At 72.3% G+C, this 19,042-nt stretch carries 15 protein-coding genes and 1 pseudogene; 3 read left to right on the top strand and 13 right to left on the bottom strand.

From position 1 onward, the window contains the following. Positions 1-13: 13 nt before the first annotated feature. Positions 14-1,249, top strand: a complete 1,236-nt coding sequence (locus tag ACPPVO_RS03915) for a lytic murein transglycosylase (protein ID WP_426509916.1) — start codon at positions 14-16, stop codon at positions 1,247-1,249. A gap of 139 nt (positions 1,250-1,388) precedes the next feature. Continuing rightward, positions 1,389-2,336: a GNAT family N-acetyltransferase gene (locus ACPPVO_RS03910; RefSeq protein WP_426514527.1), complete on the top strand. Its 948-nt coding sequence runs from the start codon at positions 1,389-1,391 to the stop codon at positions 2,334-2,336. A gap of 514 nt (positions 2,337-2,850) precedes the next feature. Here ACPPVO_RS03910 and ACPPVO_RS03905 read toward each other — a convergent pair. The 3 genes from ACPPVO_RS03905 to ACPPVO_RS03895 all read right to left on the bottom strand — a co-directional run bounded on the left by ACPPVO_RS03905 (position 2,851) and on the right by ACPPVO_RS03895 (position 8,797). Further along, entirely contained in the window at positions 2,851-3,606 is a 756-nt protein-coding gene (locus ACPPVO_RS03905; RefSeq protein WP_426509915.1) for a DUF3152 domain-containing protein, read from the bottom strand. A 302-nt stretch (positions 3,607-3,908) separates the two neighbouring features. Further along, a complete protein-coding gene (locus ACPPVO_RS03900; RefSeq protein ID WP_426509914.1) occupies positions 3,909-5,981 on the bottom strand; it encodes a ThuA domain-containing protein in 2,073 nt (690 codons plus the stop codon). Further along, entirely contained in the window at positions 5,978-8,797 is a 2,820-nt protein-coding gene (locus tag ACPPVO_RS03895; protein ID WP_426514526.1) for a PQQ-dependent sugar dehydrogenase, read from the bottom strand. Before ACPPVO_RS03895 ends, ACPPVO_RS03900 begins: the two co-directional genes overlap by 4 nt. 271 nt (positions 8,798-9,068) lie before the next feature. Here ACPPVO_RS03895 and ACPPVO_RS03890 point away from each other — a divergent pair, with 271 nt between their 5' ends. Then, positions 9,069-9,716, top strand: coding sequence for a TetR/AcrR family transcriptional regulator (locus tag ACPPVO_RS03890; protein ID WP_426509913.1), 648 nt, complete (start codon positions 9,069-9,071; stop codon positions 9,714-9,716). Positions 9,717-9,865: 149 nt separating this feature from the next. Here ACPPVO_RS03890 and ACPPVO_RS03885 read toward each other — a convergent pair. The 10 genes and pseudogenes from ACPPVO_RS03885 to ACPPVO_RS03840 form a co-directional block, all read right to left on the bottom strand. Then, positions 9,866-10,489, bottom strand: a pseudogene (locus ACPPVO_RS03885) (endo alpha-1,4 polygalactosaminidase). 50 nt (positions 10,490-10,539) lie between these two features. After that, positions 10,540-11,157, bottom strand: coding sequence for a spherulation-specific family 4 protein (locus ACPPVO_RS03880; RefSeq protein ID WP_426509912.1), 618 nt, complete (start codon positions 11,155-11,157; stop codon positions 10,540-10,542). Further along, a complete protein-coding gene (locus tag ACPPVO_RS03875) occupies positions 11,154-12,740 on the bottom strand; it encodes a hypothetical protein (protein WP_426509911.1) in 1,587 nt (528 codons plus the stop codon). Before ACPPVO_RS03875 ends, ACPPVO_RS03880 begins: the two co-directional genes overlap by 4 nt. A gap of 152 nt (positions 12,741-12,892) precedes the next feature. Next, on the bottom strand, positions 12,893-13,444 hold the full coding sequence (locus ACPPVO_RS03870) for an NAD-dependent epimerase/dehydratase family protein (protein WP_426509910.1): 552 nt from the start codon (positions 13,442-13,444) through the stop codon (positions 12,893-12,895). A gap of 180 nt (positions 13,445-13,624) precedes the next feature. Further along, entirely contained in the window at positions 13,625-13,813 is a 189-nt protein-coding gene (locus tag ACPPVO_RS03865) for a hypothetical protein (RefSeq protein WP_426509909.1), read from the bottom strand. Then, complete coding sequence (locus tag ACPPVO_RS03860; protein ID WP_426509908.1) at positions 13,813-14,028, bottom strand: hypothetical protein; 216 nt, start codon at positions 14,026-14,028, stop codon at positions 13,813-13,815. Before ACPPVO_RS03860 ends, ACPPVO_RS03865 begins: the two co-directional genes overlap by 1 nt. A gap of 71 nt (positions 14,029-14,099) precedes the next feature. After that, positions 14,100-15,080 (bottom strand): porphobilinogen synthase, encoded by a 981-nt coding sequence (gene hemB, locus ACPPVO_RS03855; protein WP_426509907.1) that lies wholly within the window; start codon positions 15,078-15,080, stop codon positions 14,100-14,102. 14 nt (positions 15,081-15,094) lie between these two features. Continuing rightward, on the bottom strand, positions 15,095-16,678 hold the full coding sequence (locus ACPPVO_RS03850) for a uroporphyrinogen-III synthase (protein ID WP_360386038.1): 1,584 nt from the start codon (positions 16,676-16,678) through the stop codon (positions 15,095-15,097). Next, complete coding sequence (hemC, locus tag ACPPVO_RS03845; RefSeq protein ID WP_426509906.1) at positions 16,662-17,591, bottom strand: hydroxymethylbilane synthase; 930 nt, start codon at positions 17,589-17,591, stop codon at positions 16,662-16,664. The genes ACPPVO_RS03850 and hemC overlap by 17 nt, the downstream gene beginning before the upstream one ends. Then, on the bottom strand, positions 17,588-18,874 hold the full coding sequence (locus ACPPVO_RS03840; protein ID WP_426514525.1) for a glutamyl-tRNA reductase: 1,287 nt from the start codon (positions 18,872-18,874) through the stop codon (positions 17,588-17,590). The genes hemC and ACPPVO_RS03840 overlap by 4 nt, the downstream gene beginning before the upstream one ends. Positions 18,875-19,042 lie beyond the last annotated feature (168 nt).

Below are 19,042 nucleotides of genomic sequence, written 5' to 3'. Positions count from 1 at the left end.
AATACTCGAGAGCGTGGCAAGCGACGACGAGAAGCCGGAGGCCCAGCAACCGACCACAATGGACACTCCCGCGGCCCCCGTGATCCGTCCCCCGGCCCCCAGGGCCCCGGACGAGCACACGATGCCGGTGGAGATCCTTGCGCCGGACCTGAGCCAGGCCAGCGAGCCGAAGCCGCCCCACCAGCCCAAACACGCGGTGGGGGACGGGCCGCGGCGCAGCTGGCTGGAGTTGCGGCGCTCGCGGGACGAGCCCGGCGCTGCCGAGTCGCGGCGGGACGAGCCCGGGACGCCCGAGTCGCGGAGCCCGCGCGGCTTCGGCTTCGAGTTGCGGCGCTCGCGCGGCGACGCGGACGTGCTCGAGTCGCGGCCGGAGAAGTCGGCCCGGGCGGCGGCGCGGCGGGAGTGGCTGGAGCGGACGAAGGCCCGGCCCGGTTTCCGGTTCCTGCTGCCCGGCGTGCTCTTCGCGGTGCTGCTCGCCGCGGCCGGGGTCGCCGGCGCGGTCGTGGTGCCCGCGGCGTCCAAGCCGCGCGCGGAGGCTTCCGAGTCGGCGCCGGCTCCTGGGGGTACCAACGGCGTCCCCCCAATCACGGGAGCACCCGAGACGGGTGAGGCCCCGCGGCCGGAGGACCCGTCCGCCTCACCCACCTTCAGCCCGCCGCCGGGCACCCACCAGCGGCCGGCCGACGTCTACGGCGCGTGGGCGGGCACCCGCTCGGTGCGGCTGAGGATTCCGGTCGTGGCGCTGCAGGCGTACGGCTACGCGGAGGCCGCCGCCGCGCGCGCGACCCCGAAGTGTCACCTGACCTGGACCACCCTCGCAGGCATCGGCAAGATCGAGTCCGACCACGGCCAGACCGGCGGCTCCGTACTGCAGGACGACGGCCGCTCCGTCCCGCCGATCGTCGGCCCGCCCCTGGACGGGCAGAACGGCCGGCAGTCCATCGCCGACACCGACCAGGGCCAGCTGGACACCGACCGCAGCTGGGACCGCGCGGTCGGCCCGATGCAGTTCCTGCCGGCGACGTGGAAGCAGTACGGCGTCGACGCCGACGCCGACGGGGTGATCGACATCAACGACATCGACGACGCCGCCCTGACCGCCGCCGCGTTCCTGTGCGAGAACGGCCGCGACCTGTCCACATTGGAAGGCTGGAACGCGGCGATCCACGCTTACAACGTGCCGGAGGAGTACCGCGCCGCTGTCTTCAACGCAACCAACGACTACGGGCGCAAAGACCGGCAGGGATGACCGGGACCGGCCCGCAGGGTAGATCAATGCCACGCTCTGCGCTCTGGTACTTCCGCTCAGCCACAAACAAGGGCAGGCTTAGGGCGTGAAGGTGCGCGAGTGGGACCCAGGGACCGCACCCGCGGCCGAGCTCGACGCGATGCTGCGGGCACTGAACGACATCGTGGCACTCGATGTGCCCGAGGATCCGCCGTGGCGCGAGACCATGTTCCGGGAGTACCTCGGCGTCACCATGCCGGGTGAGCGGCGCACATCGTGGCTGGCCACGACCGACGGCGGCGAGCTTCTCGGCCACGCGAGCCTGCTCGCGCTCGAGGACATCGGCGTGCTGGAGCTCTCGGTGGTGCCGAGCGCCCGCCGCGGCCGCGTCGGCACCACGCTGCTGTCCGCCGTGGCTCGCCGCGCCGCCGAGGAGGGCTTCGAGTCGGTCGGCGTCGAGGTCATCGGCGGCACCCCGAGCATCAAGTTCTTCGAGGCCCACGGGTTCGAGTGCGCGTTCATCGAGATGCGCAACCTGCTCGACCTGTCCGGCGTGGACTGGCTGCGGCTGGGCGAGATGGCGGCGGGGATCGGCGCGGGGTACCGCATCGAGTACTACCCCGGCGGCCCGCCCCCGGAGCTCTACGCCGGCTACGCCACGGCGAAGGAGGTCGCACGCGCCTCTGTCGCGGACGACCTGGACCTACGCCCGAGCTCGTACGACTCCGAACGACTGGCCGCGAGCCTGCGCACGCTGCATGCGCGGGGGCTCAAGCCGTACATCGTGCTGGCCGTCCACGAGCAGTCGGAGACGATCGCGGGCCTGACCGAGGTGGTGGTACCGGCACAGCGCCCGACGCGCGCGGACCAGTACGACACCATCGAGGTCCCGACCCACCGCGGCTACGGAATCAGCCGCGCGATCAAGGCCCGAATGCTGTTCGAACTGCGCGCGGCCGAGCCCCACCTGCTGGACGTGCAGACGTGGAACGCCTTGGAGAACGAGCCGTTGCTGCAGGTCAACGCAGAGCTGGGCTTCAAACCGGACCGCGAGTGGCGCGAGTACGAGGCGGACGTCATCGATTTGCTGCGCCGCCTGAAATCCTGACGCGGCCCGTTCCATCAGGCCGCCGGCCCTTGACCGCCGGCGGCCCGCGCAAAGCTGAAGCCGGCAGACCCGCGGACCGGCCGCAAGCAGGCGAGCCGTTGAGCCGTCATGCCGACCGCAAGCCGTCAAGCCGGTAACCCGCGGCCGGAGTGGCGTGACCGCGCGGCCCGGGTGGCGTGACCGCGCGCCTGGGAGGAGCCCCGGCCGGACTGGCGTGACCGCGCCCCAGGCCGCGCCCCGGGTCGGACCCTGGCCGCCGGTGCGGCGCCAAGGGCCCGGGTCGGACCCCTGGCCGCCGGCGCGACGCCGACCTCAAGGGCTCCGCGACGTGCGTGGTTGGCCGGTTGGACGACCCGCTAGGAGTGAAATCCGGAAGGACGACGAACCGCGCCCCCTGGCGAACGAGCGCACATCCCAGCCGTCGGGCCCGCTGTCTTTTCAAAACTCATTTTAGCCGACGCCAAAAAATCGGCGGAGTCGATCATGACGCTCCGTAAAAAGTCGTCACGCGACGTTAGCTCGCGGCCCACGGGCCCGTTACGAAGGTGCCGTCCGTGGTAAAGGGGTACGCGTTCGGTTTGCAACCGTTCAAGGCTATTGTCTGAGTCTGCATCACCGGGGCCACCTGGCCCGAGCCCGGGCACTTCATGTGGTCGAAGCCCAGGAAATGGCCCATCTCGTGCAGGACCGTCATCGAGTGGAAGTCTATGCCCACCGGGAAGCCCTCGATGCCCTTGAGCCAGCGTCGCAGGTTGAGCAGGATCGTCTTGCCGTACCGGCACGAGTAGATGCCCTGCGTCGTCACGCCCACCGATTTGCACAGTTTGTCCACCGTGCCCGGGGTGGCCAGCTTCAGCGTCACGTCGTAGTCGGCGCCGCTCACGCGCTGGAACTTCCAGCTCGCGTTGCTCAGCTTGTTCGGAGCGTAGGTGACCGGGTGGTCGGCCGACTTGGTCCAGCCCTCCGGTGACGACACGGCCCGGTCCACCTCGGCGGCGACCGAGTCCGTCGTCCAGACTGGGTTATTGCCCCACTTTATCCCATTTTCCAGCTCGACGCGATACCTCACCAGCGTCGCCGCCCCCGCCGCGCCGATCACGTCGGTGCCGCCCGTCGAGACCGTGAACGTGCCGCTCGCGGTGTTGGGTACGCCGTCGTTGGTGTTGGCCTTGCCGCCGCCGGTGTCGCCGCCCGGGTTGACCTTCTTCACCGTGGCCGAGGGCTTGGGTGCCGCCTTCGAGGGGGTCGGGGCCGCGGCCAGCTCGCCCACGCCCTCGAGCTGGCCGACCGGGAACGGGTCGGAGCTCGACGGGGCGTCGGCGACGAGGTACGGCGGCGGGGACGACTCCGCATGCGTGCCACAGCCCGCCAGCACGGACAGTAGCGCCACTGCTAGCCCAATGTGTCTCGCCCGAGTCCCCAGCACTCGGCCGAGCCTAGGGGAAATCCGCAACCGATGGAGCCCCGCGATTGAATCCGTCACGGTAAGCAACGCAACGGCGGGAACTGTACGTCTACGTACAGTCCCCGCCGGAGAATGCGAAGAACGCGCGAAGAACGCGCGAAGAAACGTCAGGCCGGCAGCGTCCACTTCTGCGCGTTCGAGCCGTTGCACGTGTACAGCTGCACGACCGTGCTGTCCGTGGACACCCCGCCGGCCACGTCCAGGCACTTGCCCGACTGCGGGTTGCGCAGCGAGCCGTCGGCCTGGGCCGCCCAGTTCTGCGCGCCGGAGCCGTTGCACGTCCACAGCTGAACGCGCGTGCCGTCCGCGGAGCCGCCCCCGGAGATGTCGAGGCACTTGTTCAGGGCCCGCAGCGTCTGACCCGACACCGTCCAGCTCTGCGCGCCCGAGCCGTTGCAGGTGTACAGCTGGATCTGCGTCCCGTCCGCCGTGGCCGCCCCGCGCACGTCGAGGCACTTCCCCGCCAGCCCCTTCACGGGCCCGGTCGGCGACCCGCCGCGAACGAACGTGAAGTCGTCCAGGTCGAAGAGCCCGGTGCCGGTACCGGTGAACGTCAGGTACACGTTCGCGGAGCCCGCCGGTACGCCGGTCAACGGCGCGGTGACGTCGGCGTACGTGTCCCAGCTCCCGGTGTTCGGCACGTTCACGGTGCCCAGGATCGGGCCGGTGGTCGAGCCGGTGCGCACCTGGATCTGCCCGCCGGGGCCGCCGGAGACGACCCGGGCGCGCAACGACGTCGACCCGCCGATGTTGAGCCCGTTGTACGCCGCCCAGTCGCCCGGCTCGATGTACCCGAGCGTCTGGCCGTTGTGCGCGCCCGCCTTCGTGTACGGCTCGACCCCGGAGGCCGTTGTGAACAGTTCGGCCTGCTGGGCGGAGTCGCCGGAGGCGATCCGGACGTTCCGGAAGGACACCTGGTCGCCGGATCCGTGGTTCTGGATGCCGATGTACCCGTCGAGGTTGCGCGCCGGATCGGTGTTCGTGAAATCGTTGATGAGCGAGCCGTTGAGGTACACCCGGATCCGCTGCCCCTCGACCGCGATCTCGTAGGTGTTCCACGCGCCGGGCGGGTTGAGCGCGGCGTCGCGGGCGGCGATGTTCGCGGACTGGAAGTTGTAGATCGCGCCGGTCGTGTGATCGGGCGTGTCGGTGGCGTCGATCTGGATCTCGTACCCCTGGTTGATCGCGATGTTCGGGTCGTTGCCCGGGTTCGGGAACCCGACGTAGACGCCCGAGTTGCTGTCGCCGGTGATGCGGAAGTCGGCCTTGAGCGAGTACGACGTGCCGAACTGCTTGGCGGAGTACCAGTACAGCCCGAGGCCGCCGGTCGAGGACAGCGTGGCGTCGGCGTTGGTGAAGCTGCCCGGGCCGGCCTGGGACCAGCCGGTGGTGGAGCCGTTGTACAGCGGCGTGTACCCGTTCTCGGGCCGGCAGTCGGCCTGGGCCCGCTTGGCCGCGTACCGGATGCCGCCGAGCAGTTCGCCCCGGAAGTTGGCGTCGGCGTACGACTCCTGGGTGTGCCCGAACCCGGTGTAGAAGGAGCGCCCGGAGTCGATGGTCTTGCACCAGGTGATCGGGTGGTCGGCGCCCATGGTGCCGCCGGAGTACGACGACTCGTCCAGGGTGGCGAGCACCTTCGCGCTCGCCCGCGGGTTGGTCTGGTAGTTGTACAGCTCGTCGGTGCGCGTCCAGACCTGCGGCAGGTGCGATGTCGCCGGGTTCGCGCGGTCCTCGGTGCGCGAGTTGACCTGCTGGATCGCCGGGTGGCTGGCGAACCAGGCCCCGACCAGGGTTCCGTAGAAGGGCCAGCTGTACTCGGTGTCGGCGGCCGCGTGCACGCCGACGTACCCGCCGCCGCCGCGGATGTACGCCTCGAACGCCGTCTGTTGTGCGTCGTTGAGCACATCGCCGGTGGTGGACATGAACACGACGGCCTCGTACTGCGCGAGGTTGGCCGCGGTGAACACCGCGGCGTCCTCGGTGGCGGTCACGGTGAAGTTGTTCGCCGCGCCCAGGTCGCGCACGGCCTGGATGCCGGCCGGGATGGCGTCGTGGCGGAAGCCCGCGGTCTTGGAGAAGACCAGGACGTCGTAGGGCGCGTCGGCGGCCAGGCTGGGCGTCGCCGGAACACAGGCCGCCGCGGTCACGGCGACGATCAGGGCGAGAGCGCGGAGCTTCATGGCAGTGTCCACTTCTGTGCGGTCGTACCGTTACAGGTGTACAGCTGCACGACGGTGCTGTCGGCGGTGTTCGCGCCGGCCACGTCGAGGCACTTGCCCGACGCCGGGTTCTTCAGCGATCCGTCGGCCTGGGCCGCCCAGTTCTGGGCGCCGGTGCCGTTGCACGTCCACAGCTGCACCTTGGTGCCGTCGGCGGTCGCGCCGCCCGAGATGTCCAGGCACTTGCCGAGCACCTTGAGCTGCTGGCCGGCGACGACGACCACCTGGGCGCCGGTGCCGTTGCAGGTGTAGATCTGCATCTGGGTGCCGTCGGCGCTGCCGGCCCCGCGGGCGTCGAGGCACTTGCCCGCGAGCCCCTTCACCGGGCCGACGCCGTTGCCGGTCGCGGCGGTGGTGAACGTGAAGCTGTCGAGGTCGAAGAGCGCGGCGGTGGTACTGCCGGAGAAGGTCAGGTACAGCGACGTCGTCCCGGCGGGTGCGTTGGTGATCGGGCCCCCGACCGTCGTGAACGTCTCCCAGGAGCCGGTCACCGGCACCGTCGCCGAGCCGATCACCGTGCCGGTGGGCGAGCCGGTGCGCAGCTGCAGCGTGCCGCCCGCGCCGCCGGAGGAGACCCGTGCGGAGAACGCGGTGGCGTTGTTGAGCTTGTACGGGTCGAACCCGATCCAGTCGCCGTTGTTGATGTTGCCGACGGTCTTGCCGCCCTCGGCCGTCGGCTTGGTGATCTGGTCGACGCCGAGGAAGGACTTGAAGAACTCACCCTGGCGGTAGCGGGGCGCCATGATGCTCTGCGCGTGGACGGTGAGCCCGCCCTTGTCCGTGTACTGCGCGTCGAAGATCGGGAAGATGTTCGACGCCGAGTCGTGCTCCCCGTCGACCGGGATGGTGATCGTGCCCGCGCAGCCGGTCTGCGACGTGATCTGGTGCGCGTGCTGGTCATGGCCGAGCACGTAGGTCATCGTCACCTTGCTGCAGTCGATGGCCCCGTCCTCGGGGTCGGTGACCGTGACGCTCCACGGCACCGTGTCGCCGAAGGACACCAGCTGGCCGGGCTTCGGGCCGTTGATGCTGACCGTCGGCGCCGTGTTGCCGACGCTGATGAGGACGTTGGCGGTGCCGATCGCGCCCTGCGGGTCCTTGGCGGTCAGGGTCACCGAATAAGTGCCGTTGGTGGTGTACGTGTGCGACGGGTTCGCCGCCGTGGAGGTACCACCGTCGCCGAACGTCCACGAGTAGGTCAGCGCGCCGCCCTCGGGATCGGTGGAGCCCGCGGAGGAGAAGGTCACGGCGAGCGGGGCCGAGCCGGAGGTGACGTTCGAGCTCGCGACGGCGGTCGGGGCGCGGTTGCCGCCGGCGCCGACGTAGTCGTAGCGGTACAGGGCCGAGTTCTGGTCGCCGTTGAAGTACCCGGTGCCGTAGTCCAGGACGTACAGGGCGCCGTCGGGGCCGAACTGCATGTCCATGACCTGCTTGCCGTTCCACGGGAAGTTGTCGATCGCGCCGGGTGAGCCGTCGGCGTTGACCTTGATCGGCTTGATCCAGCCGCGGCCGAACTCTCCGGCGAAGAACAGCCCGTCGAGGGACTGCGGGAACTTCGTGGTCGAGGGGTTGGCGGCGTCGTAGTGGTACACCGGACCGCCCATCGGCGACTCCGAACCGCTGCCGAACTCGGGCGGGCTGCCCGCGTCACCGCCGTAGCGGATCCACGCCGATTTGGCGGCGGGCAGGGTGCCCAGGCCGGTGTTGCGGAAGGAGTTGTTTGTCGCGCCGGCCGCGCAGTTGAACTTGGGGCCGGTGGCGTTGGTGGCGAAGTTCCACTCGTTGTACGTCTCGGTGCTGGTGTTCGTGCCGGTGCAGTACGGCCAGCCGTAGTTGCCGGGCGCGGTGATCCGGTCGAACTCCACCTGCCCGGACGGGCCGCGGTTGGGGTCGGTGGCGCCGGCGTCGGGGCCGTAGTCGCCGACGTAGACGACGCCGGTGGCCTTGTCGACGGTCATGCGGTACGGGTTGCGGAAGCCCATCGCGTAGATCTCGGGCCGCGTGTTCGCGGTGCCGGCGGCGAAGAGGTTGCCGCTCGGGATCGAGTACGAACCGTTCGCGTTGACCTTGATGCGCAGGATCTTGCCGCGCAGGTCGTTGGTGTTGCCGGCCGAGCGCTGGGCGTCGTAGGCGGGGTTGCGGTCGGTGCGCTCATCCAGCGGGGCGTACCCGGCCGAGTCGAACGGGTTGGAGTCGTCGCCGGTGGACAGGTACAGGTTGCCCGCGGCGTCGAAGTCGATGTCGCCGCCGACGTGGCAGCAGATGCCCCGGTTGGCCGGAACGTCGAGGATGTTGACCTGGCTGGCCGTGTTGACGGTGTAGTCGGCGTTGAGCGTGAAGCGCGACAGCCGGTTGACGCCGGTCCAGGTCGCCCAGGTGGCGTCGGTACCGGTGGCGGGCGCGTCGCCGGTGGGCGTGGACAGCGGCGGGGCGTAGTACAGGTAGATGTAGCGGTTGCTCGCGAAGTTCGGGTCCGCGGCGACGCCCTGCAGCCCCTCCTCGTCGTGCGTGTACACCGGGATGTTCGCGATGACGGTGGTGTTGCCGCTCGCGTCGGTGCGCCGCAGCGTGCCGTTGCGCGCGGTGTGCAGTACGGACCGGTCGGGCAGCACGGAGATGGCCAGCGGCTCGCCGACCTCGGGCTCGCCCTTGGCGAGGGTCACCTGCTGGAAGTCGGCCGCGTTGATGGCCGCCTGCGCGGGCGTGGCGGGCCCGGCGGCGAGCGTGAAGGCGGTCGCGGTGAGGCTGGAAACGACGAGGATCAGCGCGGCTACTATCGGCCGCCATCGATGCCTGGAGGGTTGCTGGTTCACGGTGTCCCTTCCTGACGTGGTGATGTGCCAGGCAGGGCGCGCGCCGCCGCGCCGGATGCCGGAGTCGACCCCGCGGCGTTCGCCGCATCCGGTGCCGATCCGGATACATTGATGAAACGCGCTGGTGTCGTGGAGGACACACTAGGGTCTTTAGCTACGGCTGTCCATACTTTGCATCGTCGATGCGCTAACTTTTGCTGAACCGGTAAAAAGCTCCAGCCCATATGCTGTAGCCATGGGGGCTCAGGGGGCACTGCGCAGAGACGCCGAGCAGAACCGCCGGCAGCTGGTGGAGACCGCCAAGGTCGTGTTCGCCGAGCGCGGCCTGGAGGCGCCGCTCGACGAGATCGCCCGCCGGGCCAAGGTCGGCAACGCCACCCTCTACCGCCGCTTCCCCAGCCGCGGCCATCTCGTCGCCGCGGTGTTCGGCGACGCGCTGCAGGAGGTGGTCGACGCCACCGAGCGGGCGCTCGCGGTCGAGGACCCGTGGGCCGCGTTCGCCGAGCACCTGACGTTCCTGTGCGAGGTGCAGGCGGGCAGCCGCGCGTTCGCGGACCTGCTCATCGCGACCGTGTCGGGGGTGCCGGAGCTGGAGAGCCTGCGCGGGCGCGCCTTCCGCGGGCTGACCGCGCTGGTCGACCGGGCCCGGGCGGCGGGGGTGCTGCGGCCGGACTTCCAGCACGAGGACGTCGTGCCGATGCTCATGGCGAACGCGGGCCTGGTGGAGCGGACCGTGGAGAGCGCCCCGACCGCCTGGCGGCGCCAGCTGGGCTACACCCTGGCGGGCCTGCGCGCGACGGCGGAGGCGCTGGAGGTACCCCCGGACCGCCTCGGCATCCAGCGCGCGATGCACGTGCTCGCCGAGCGGAACGGCCTGGGCTGACCCACGGGCCGGCGGCAACGGACCAGTTGATGCTCCGTGAAGGCCTGGCGCCGAACGAAGCCGGCCCCTTCGCCCCCGGAAGGCGACCCACGTGTGGGAGGGGGCTTGGGTGGAGCGGAGCTCCCCCAATGGGGAGCGAAGCGCGAAACTCAGCAGGTTTCGCGCCAGGCGTCCAGGTCCAGCTTTTTCTTCATCGACGAGAAGTGCAGGGCCTTGGTCTTGCCGCAGAAGGAGCTCGTCGAGCCGTCGTACTCCACGTGGAACACGGGCTTGCCGGCGTCCGTGAAGACCTTCAGGGTGTCGCACTCGTTGTAGCGGGCGCACTCCTCGTTGACCGCGAAGTCGAACGCCGGCGCCAGTGCCGCGGCCTGTTCGACGTCGTTCTTGAGGCCCACCCCGAGCCCGGTGCGGTGGGCGAGGTCGGCCACGCGCCGGTTGAAGGTGAGCTGGTCCGCGGCGGTGAGCGGGAAGCCGCTGCTGTTGCTGAACCCGTCGACGTTGTCGGGCTCCACGGCGTCGAAGCCCTTGTCCCGGCACTGCTTGAACCGGGCCGTCAGCAGCGGCTAGAGCACGTCCCAGCGCCGGATGTCGAGCCACTTCTCCCCCGCCCAGCCGTCCAGGCCCTTGCCCTGCACCGCCTCCGGGAGGTTCTTGGCGTCGGCGCGGAAGTCCTCGCGCGCGCCCACGTTGACGTAGCAGATCACGTGCCGGCCGGCGGACTTGAGCGCGGCCACGTCGGCGGCCGCAGTGTTCGCGCCGTCGACGTCGTACACCTCCGCCGGCACCGACTTGTCGAGCGTCCCGGTCAGCTGCCACTGCCAGGTCAGGCCGGCGGCCGGCCTCCACCAGCCGCCGGCCGGCGGGGGCGGGACCGCCGGCCGGCGGGGGCGGGACCGCCGTGCCGGGCCCGGCGCACCAGCAGGGCGCTCGCCTCGCCCAGCCGGGCCGCCGGCACCCCGTAGACGAGGTGGGCGGCGTTGGGCCAGTCGCGCTCGGCCGACGGCAGCGCGGCGTACGTCTCCCACGACCCCTCGAACGTGCACACCACGTCCGCGAGGGCCGCGTAGCCGGGCAGGCAGCGGGTGCCGGGGTTGAGCACGACCGAGCCGCGGACCGCGCGCACGACCTGGGTCACGTACGCCAGGCCGGCCGCGTCGGCGGGCACCTGGTCGAAGAAGATGCCGCCGACCGGGTGCTGCGACCAGCCCACGATGTCGCACCAGACCTCGCCGTTGGCGCGCTCGCCGTAGCCGAGGTCGACGTAGCCGAGCATCTTCACGCCCGCCTCGTGCAGCCGCGCGGTCGCGCGCGCGTAGACCTCGTCGCGGGCCGAGCCTGGTCCATTGTGGACGTTCACGATGGTCCAGCAGGCGCCCTTGGGCAGGCAGTCCCACGCCTCGGGGTCGGCCAGCGGGTGGACGTACAACGGCAGCAGCATCATGCTCGGTAACTCTCCGGATCGCGCAGGACGAGCGCCGCGACCGCGAGCCCGGGCAGGCCGGCCCCGAGCAGGGTCGCGACGGTCAGGGTTTCGGCGAACGTGGGGGCCACGTGCACCAGGGCCGGCGCCCAGTGCCCGACGCCCGTGACGAGCAGCGCCGGCCACCACACGACGATCGCGGCGGTGCCGGCGCGGCCGTGCGAGGCGAGCACCAGGCACAGCGCGTAGACGGCCATGAGCAGCACGGCCGCGGCGAAGGACTGCCCGCGCGCGAGCAGCCCGGACCACACGGCCCCGGCGATCGCCGCGCCCGCCACGACAGGGACGGCGAGCACGGCGACGGTGCCGGCACTGATCCGGCCGAGCCGGCGGTCGAAGGCGAAGCGGTCGGCCAGGCCCGCCCGCGCGGACGCGATCCGCCGCTGGTGCCACACGAGGGTGAGTTCCATCAGCGGTACCCCGAGCAGCAACGGCACGGCCTCCAGCGGCACCCGGTGCGGGGCGATCCCGTCGAGCGCGACCGTGCGCAACAGCACGGCCTGGCCGGTGCCGACCATCCCGTACAGGGCCGCGTACCCGACATCGTGCCGCCACGAGCGCCACCGCCGCCGCGTCACCCGGCGCGGCTCGCGCTCGCGCAGCACCGGCCGGTACGCGACCGCGACGAGCAGCGCGACGCCGATCAGCAGCAGGTGCACGCTCAGGCCCCAGCGCAGCCCCGCGGACGCGATCCAGCAGGGCGCGACGGCCCCGATCACCGCCCGCTCGCGGTTGGTCACGAGGGCCACCGCGGCCACGGCGAACAGCGCGAGCTGGACGGCGGCCACGGCGTAGGCACGGACGCCCTCGCCGATGAGGGCCAGGGCCCACAGCGCGGCCAGGCCGAGGAAGCCGGCGCCGAGCAGCCGCGCGGCCGCGGCGCGCCCGCGCTCGGACAGCGCCCGGTAGCCCAGGTGCGACAGCGCCTGCCCGCCGCCCCAGCCGAGCACGAGGGTGCCGGTGGTGGCCAGCGTCACCACGAGCTCCTCGCGCCCGTCGTGCGCGTACACGCCCATCAGCGAGCCGGTGGCGCCGCCGCCGGGCTGGGCGCCGGTCACCAGCGGGGTGAACGTCGTGCCGGCCTGGGAGCCGTCAGCGGTAGCCGCCGCGGCGCCGAGGTAGCCGAAGGACTCCGACGTCGCCGGGTCGATGTCGTCGACCGGCACGGCGCCCTTGAGGTAGCCGAACCCGGCCCCCTTGCCGGCGTCGGTGACCTGCATGGTGGAGCCGTCGAGCACGCCGCTCCAGGTGTTGGTGAGCCCGACGCCCGCGCCGGCGAAGGTGTACGCGTCGATCTGGCGCACCTTGAAATCGCGCTCGAAGTCGGCCAGCGCGGTCGCCTCGGCCCCGGTCACCGAGTTCTCGTTCGGCACGATGACGCCCTGGTACTTGGCCCGGCGCACCCCGCTCACGGTGTCGGCGAGGTAGGCGGCGGTGATGACGGGGCGCCCGGCCGCGGCGAGACCGAGGGTGTCGTAGGGCACGCCCTCCCGGTCGAGCTGGGCGCGGAGGGTGTCGACGCCGGTGCTGTCGTCGTCGAGCACGAGCAGCGCAGGTCGATGCGCTGTCGGGTGGTGGCGGCCAGGGCGGGCTGGGCGAGGGCGATACCGGCCAGGCCCAGCAGGGCCAGGGCACCGGCGACGATCCGGGACTTCAAGGTGCTGTGCTCCTTCGGGGGGTTCGTCTCAGGCGGCTTTCACGACTTCGGCGATGGAGGAGGCGACGATGCTGTGCAGGTTGTGGCGGGCGCGCCAGCCGAGGCGGGCGCGGATTCGGGCGGGGCTGGCGACGACGGCGGGGTCGCCGAGGCGGCGGGGGCCTCGTCGTAGGGCAGCGGGCGGCCCAGGGCCCGGCCGACGGCGGCGATCATCTGCAGCACCGAGGCGCCCTCGCCGCGGCCGACGCTGAGCACCTCGTCGCGCAGCTCGTCCTCGTGCAGGGCGAGGGCGGCGCGCACATGGGCGTCGGCGATGTCGCGGTAGTACCGCAGCGGGTGGGCGGCCGACTCGGCGACGTCCTTGCGCGCGGCGAGGTGGATCACCCCGTCGGGCCGGTGCCCCAGGAAGATCTCGCGCACGGCCGCGGTGTCGCGCACGTCGGCGCGCAACAGCGGCACCCCGAACGGCACCCGCGCCGCCCGGCCGGTGGACAGATCATCGACGACAATGCATTCAATGTCGGCCCCTTGCAGGGCGCCGACGACATGCGCGCCGATGTAACCGGCGCCTCCGGTGACGAGCCATCTCACGTTGGGGGCAACGAGGGCCTGACCCACCCGATCGGGGACTGTCGTGTTCCTGACAGTTGGCCGGGGCCGGAAATCACCGACCCGGGGCCGTAACCATGCCCGCGACCTGCGCGAACAATTCTGCGGCCGGGCGAGCGGGGAAACCGCCGCGACACGCCCGATATGCCAGATTCCTCCGGGCTAGGGGGTGGGCGGCGCCGCCGAGGGCCGTGTCCCCGGATCGTTGCCGCCCGGTCCGGCGGCCGGCCTACCCGCGGCGAGCGGGGCCGCGACCGCCGCCCCGGCCGGCGCCGTCCCGGCCGCGGTGAGCACCCCGGCCGGCACCGCGGAACGCATCGAGCGGGCGGGCGGGGTCCGGCGCCGATCCATCAGGCCGCCGCGGCCACCCGGTCGCGGCCGTTGCGCTTGGCCGCGTACAGGTGCCGGTCGGCGAGGTCGTAGAGGTCGCGGCCGGTCATGCCGAGGGCCGGCTCGGCCGCGGTCAGCGCGTCGGAGTTGCGGCCCTGCACGGTCGGCTCGTGCACCTGCAGGGCCAGCTTGTGGAACGGCCCGTACACGCGGACGGGGGCGGGCAGCCCTGTCATCGCCATGTGGTGCCCCCGTCCGGTCCGGTCACGGCCGGAACGTCGGCAGGCGGCCGGACCGGATGAGGGATTCAGATGCGGCGCAGCAGGCGAGCCGCGTCACTCGCCCAATACGTCAGGATCAGCTGGGCACCCGCGCGGCGGATCGAGGTGAGCGTCTCGAGGATGACCCGCTCGCGGTCGAGCCAGCCGTTGGCGACCGCGGCCTCGACCATCGCGTACTCGCCGGAGACCTGGTAGGCCGCGACGGGCACGTCCACCATCTCGGCGACCCGGGTGAGCACGTCGAGGTACGGCAGCGCGGGCTTGACCATGACCATGTCCGCGCCCTCCTCGACGTCGAGGGCGACCTCGCGCAGGGCCTCGCGCAGGTTGGCGGGGTCCTGCTGGTAGCTCATGCGGTCGCCGACGAGGGCGGACTCGACCGCCTCGCGGAACGGGCCGAAGAAGGCGCTGGCGTACTTCACCGCGTAGGCCAGCAGCGACACGTCGATGTACCCGGCCCGGTCCAGGGCGCGGCGAACCACGCCGACCTGGCCGTCCATCATCCCGGACGGGCCCAGCACGTGCGCGCCGGCCTCGGCCTGGGCCAGGGCCATGAGCTCGTACTGCCGCAGCGTGGCGTCGTTGTCGACGGAGCCGTCGGCGGCCAGCACGCCGCAGTGCCCGTGCGAGGTGAACTCGTCCAGGCACAGGTCGGACATGACCACGGTGGCGTCGCCGACCTCGGAGATCACGTCGCGAATGGCGACGTTGAGGATCCCGTCGGGGTCGATGCCCCCGGAGCCGGTCTCGTCACGCGTCTGCGGTACCCCGAAGAGCATCAGGCCGCCGACGCCCTCGGCGACCGCCTTGGCCGCGGCCTTGCGCAGCGACTCGCGGGAGTGCTGCACCACGCCGGGCAGGGAGCTGATCGGCCGCGGCTCGGCCAGCCCCTCCTTGACGAACATCGGCAGGATCAGGTTGGACGGCTGCACGTGCGTCTCGGCGACGAGCCGGCGCATCGCTGGGGTGCGACGCAGCCGGCGCGGCCGGACCTCCGGGAAACCCACGGGACTGACCCCCTCTAGCGGAACCTCAGGGCGGTCGGGCCCTGGACCTTCGAGCCACGACGCTGCTTGGCGGGCATCGCGGCGAGCTTCTCCCGCAGTTCCACAGCGTAGCCCGCCAGCGCCTCGACGAGGTCGGGCACGGAGGCGTGCGGCGGCTGGACATCGACGCGCAGACCGAACTCGACGGCGGTATCCGCCGTCTTCGGGCCGATGACGGCCACCACGGTGCGGGCGTGCGGCTTGCCGGCGATGCCGACCAGATTGCGCACGGTGGAAGAAGAGGTGAAGAGCACCGCGTCGAAGCCACCGGACTTGATCGCGTCGCGGATGTCGGCCGGCGGCGGGGCGGCGCGGACCGTGCGGTACGCGGTGACGTCGTCGACCTCCCACCCGAGCTCGGTGAGCCCGGCGGCGAGCGTCTCGGTCGAGATGTCGGCCCGCGGCAGCAGTACCCGCCCGACCGGGTCGAGCACCTCGTCGTGCGGCGAGAACTCGGCCAGCAGGCCCTCGGAGGACTGCTCGCCGGTCGGCACCAGCTCGGGCACGATGCCGAAGCCGCGCACGGCCTCGGCGGTGGCCTCGCCGATGCAGGCGACCTTGACGCCGCCGAAGTGGCGGGCGTCCAGGCCGTGCTCGGCGAACTTCTCCCACACCGCGCGCACGGCGTTGACGGAGGTGAAGACGGTCCAGGCGTACCGGCCGTCGACCAGGCCCTTGATCGCCCGCTCCATCTGCGCCGGGGTGCGCGGCGGCTCGACGGCGATCGTCGGCACCTCGCACGGGATGGCGCCGTAGGCGCGCAGGCGCTCGCTCATCGCGCCCGCCTGCTCCTTGGTGCGCGGGACGAGGACCTTCCAGCCGTACAGCGGGCGGTTCTCCCACCAGCCGAGCTTCTCGCGCTGGGCGACCCCGGAGCCGAGGCACAGCACCACGCGGCCGGCGAAGCCGAGCGCGGCGGCGACCATGCTGTCGACGCTGGAGGCGGAGCTGTACTGCGTCTCGCCCGTGCCGTCGCCGGTGATCGAGACCGGCGTGGCCGGGTCGACCCCGGCGGCCAGCAGCCCGTCGCGCACGGCGGCGAGGTCGCCCGCGTCGACGGCGAGGGCGGAGGAGCCGCGGGCCACGGCGGTGGCGACGGACTCGAAGTCGACCGACTGCACGTCGTCGACGTCGGCGGTCACGCGTACCCCGGGCAACGGCACGCCCGCGTAGGTGGCGACGCCGGCGGCCTGGCCGATGCCGGGCACGACCTCGAACGGCACCGCGGTGCGGGCGACCGCCTGCACCTCCTTGAGCACGGTCTCGTGGGCCAGCGGGTCGCCGCCGACGAGGTGGATCGCACGCAGCCCGGAACGGGCCGCGGACAGCAGCACCTTGGCGACGTCGCCCGGGGCGCCCTCGGCCGGGCTGAACTGGCACTCCGGGTCGGCCTCGGCGCGAATCGCGGCGAGCAGCGGCTCCGGGACATTGCGGTCGTGGACGACGTGGTCGGCGGACACCAGCGCCTCATGGGCGCGGCGCGTCAGCAGGCCGGGATCGCCGGGGCCGGCCCCGACGAAGGCGATCCGGCCGGTGCTGCCCTTACGGGTGCGGGTCATGCTGCACTCCCAGTGCGTTGTCGGCGCCTTCCTCGCGCAGGTCGCGGGCCAAGGCTCGGCCCACCTCCGCGGCGTCGGCGAGCGTTCCGGTGCGAGAGAGCCGGAGGGCGAAGCCGCCGTCCGGGCTGAACACCGCACCGCGCAGATAAATCTCCGGCCCCTCGTCGCCCTCGGCGACCTCGGCCAGTGCCGCGATCGGGGCGGAGCAGCCCGCCTCGAGCTCGGCCAGCAGCGCCCGCTCGGCGGTGACCGCCGCGCGGGTGTACTCGTCGTCGAGCGCGGCGAGGACCTCGCGCAGCTCGGCATCGTCTTCACGGCACTCGACCGCCAGTGCGCCCTGCGCGGGGGCGGGCAGCATCAGCAGCGGGTCGAGCACCTCGGTGGCCTCACCGGCGCGACCGAGCCGGGCCAGCCCGGCGGTGGCCAGGACGATGGCGTCGAACTCGCCCTCGGCGAGCTTGCGCAGGCGCGTGTCGATGTTCCCCCGCAGCGGTACCGCATGCAGCCGCCGCCCCAGCACGTTGATCTGGGCGATCCGGCGCAGCGCCCCGGTGCCGATCTTGGCGTCGTCGGGCAGCTCGTTGAGCGTGAGCCCGCCGCGGGCGACCAGCGCGTCGCGCGGGTCCTGCCGCGCCGGGATCGCGGCCACGACCAGGCCCTCGGCCTTCGCGGTCGGCAGGTCCTTGTAGGAGTGGACGGCGAGGTCGATCTCCTTGTTCAGCAGCGCGTCACGCAGGGCGGAGACGAACACGCCCACGCCGAGCTGCTGGATGGGGGCGCTGGACCGGTCGCCGGGCGTGACGATCTCGACCAGTTCCACGTCACGGCCGGTGCGCTCGCGCACGGCGTCCGCCACGGTGTTCGACTGGGCCAGAGCCAGCGCGCTGCCCCGGGTGCCAAGCCTCAACGTCACGGGTGCACCTCGGAAGCCTCGGCCGGGTTGATCTCGGCGGTGGGAATCTGCAGATCGAACAGCTCGCGCAGCGCCTGAGCATAAGCCTCGCCGCCGGGCGCCGACGCCAGTTGCCGGACACGGACGGTCGGCTGGTGGAGCAGGCGCTGGACGATCCGGTGGATGCTGTGCGACACCTCGGCCCGCGCCGCGTCGCCGAGCTCGGGGCAGCGCTGGGCGAGCCGGCGCAGCTCGGCCTCGACGACCTCGTCGGCCCGGGCCCGCAGCGCGGCCACCGTCGGGGCCACGTCCGCGCCGCGCAGCCAGGTGAGGAACGCCTCGACCTCGGCCGCGACGATCTCCTCGCCGGCCCGCTCCTCCGCCTCGGAGGTGGTGGACAGCGACTCGGCGAGCAGCTCGATGTCGACGACGGTGATGCCGGGCAGGTCGTGCGCGGCCGGGGCGACGTCGCGCGGCAGCGCGAGGTCGAGCACCAGCAGCTCGTGGCCGGCTCCGGCGAGCAAGGGCGCGTCGAGGACCGGGCCTGGCGACGCGGTGGCGCTCACCACGACGTCGACCCGCTCGAGCAGCGACGGCAGCTCGGCGAAGGGAACCGCCTCGGCCCCGTGCAGCTCGGCGAGGCGCTCGGCGCGGGCGTGGCCGCGGTTGGTCACGTACAGCGGCGAGGCGCCGGCCCGGCGCAGGGTCGCCAGCGACAGCGCGCCCATGGACCCGGCCCCGATGACGAGCGCGGGGCGGCCCTCGACGGGCGCGGTGGCACCCTGGCCGTAGGCGAGCGCGGCGCTGACCACGCTCTGCCCGGCGCGGTCGATCTCGGTCTCGGCGTGCACCCGCTTGCCGACCCGCAGGGCCTGCTGGAGCAGTTCGTGCAGGAGGCGCCCGGCCGTGCCCTGCTCGCCGGCGGTGCCGTAGGCGTCGCGGAGCTGGCCGAGGATCTGGGCCTCGCCGACGACCATCGAGTCGAGGCCGGCGGCGATGCGGAACGCGTGCCGGACGGCGTCGGCCTCGTAGTGCACGTACAGCTGCGGCGCCAGCTCCCCCATGGGCAGGCCGGCGCGGGCGGCCAGGACCCCGCCGATGTCGGCGAGGCCGCCGTGGAACGCGGTGACGGCGGCGTAGATCTCGACCCGGTTGCACGTGGACAGGACGACGGCCTCGTCGACGTACGGCAGCCCGACCAGCTCGGCGAGCACGGCCGGCAGCTCGCCGGTGCCCAGCGTGAGCTTCTCCAGCAGCGGTACGCCCGCGGTGCGGTGCGACACCCCCACGACCAGCAGGTTCACGTTCCCGGTCACGACGCCACCTCCGCTTCGCTCCGGCGTCGTCGCGACAAGACCTGTCCTTCCTGGTGAGCGGCCTCTCCGCTCCGCTGCGAACCGCTCACGACGCCACCTCCGCTTCGCTCCGGCGTCGTCGCGACAAAAGCTGTGCTTCCTGGTGAGCGGCCTCTC

Origin of the sequence: Dactylosporangium sp. McL0621, assembly GCF_049995355.1 — a bacterium.
GTDB lineage: Bacteria > Actinomycetota > Actinomycetes > Mycobacteriales > Micromonosporaceae > Dactylosporangium.
Note: the sequence above shows the minus strand (reverse complement) of the source record. Positions and strands in the feature narration are given on the sequence as shown.

What these genes read in the sequence shown, in the direction of transcription:
- ACPPVO_RS03910 (WP_426514527.1), top strand. Translation starts at nt 1,389, where the DNA reads ATGCTGCGGGCACTGAACGACATCGTGGCACTCGATGTGCCCGAGGAT.
- ACPPVO_RS03900 (WP_426509914.1), bottom strand. Translation starts at nt 5,981, where the DNA reads ATGAAGCTCCGCGCTCTCGCCCTGATCGTCGCCGTGACCGCGGCGGCC.
- ACPPVO_RS03890 (WP_426509913.1), top strand. Translation starts at nt 9,069, where the DNA reads ATGGGGGCTCAGGGGGCACTGCGCAGAGACGCCGAGCAGAACCGCCGG.
- ACPPVO_RS03880 (WP_426509912.1), bottom strand. Translation starts at nt 11,157, where the DNA reads ATGATGCTGCTGCCGTTGTACGTCCACCCGCTGGCCGACCCCGAGGCG.
- ACPPVO_RS03865 (WP_426509909.1), bottom strand. Translation starts at nt 13,813, where the DNA reads ATGGATCGGCGCCGGACCCCGCCCGCCCGCTCGATGCGTTCCGCGGTG.
- ACPPVO_RS03860 (WP_426509908.1), bottom strand. Translation starts at nt 14,028, where the DNA reads ATGACAGGGCTGCCCGCCCCCGTCCGCGTGTACGGGCCGTTCCACAAG.
- ACPPVO_RS03850 (WP_360386038.1), bottom strand. Translation starts at nt 16,678, where the DNA reads ATGACCCGCACCCGTAAGGGCAGCACCGGCCGGATCGCCTTCGTCGGG.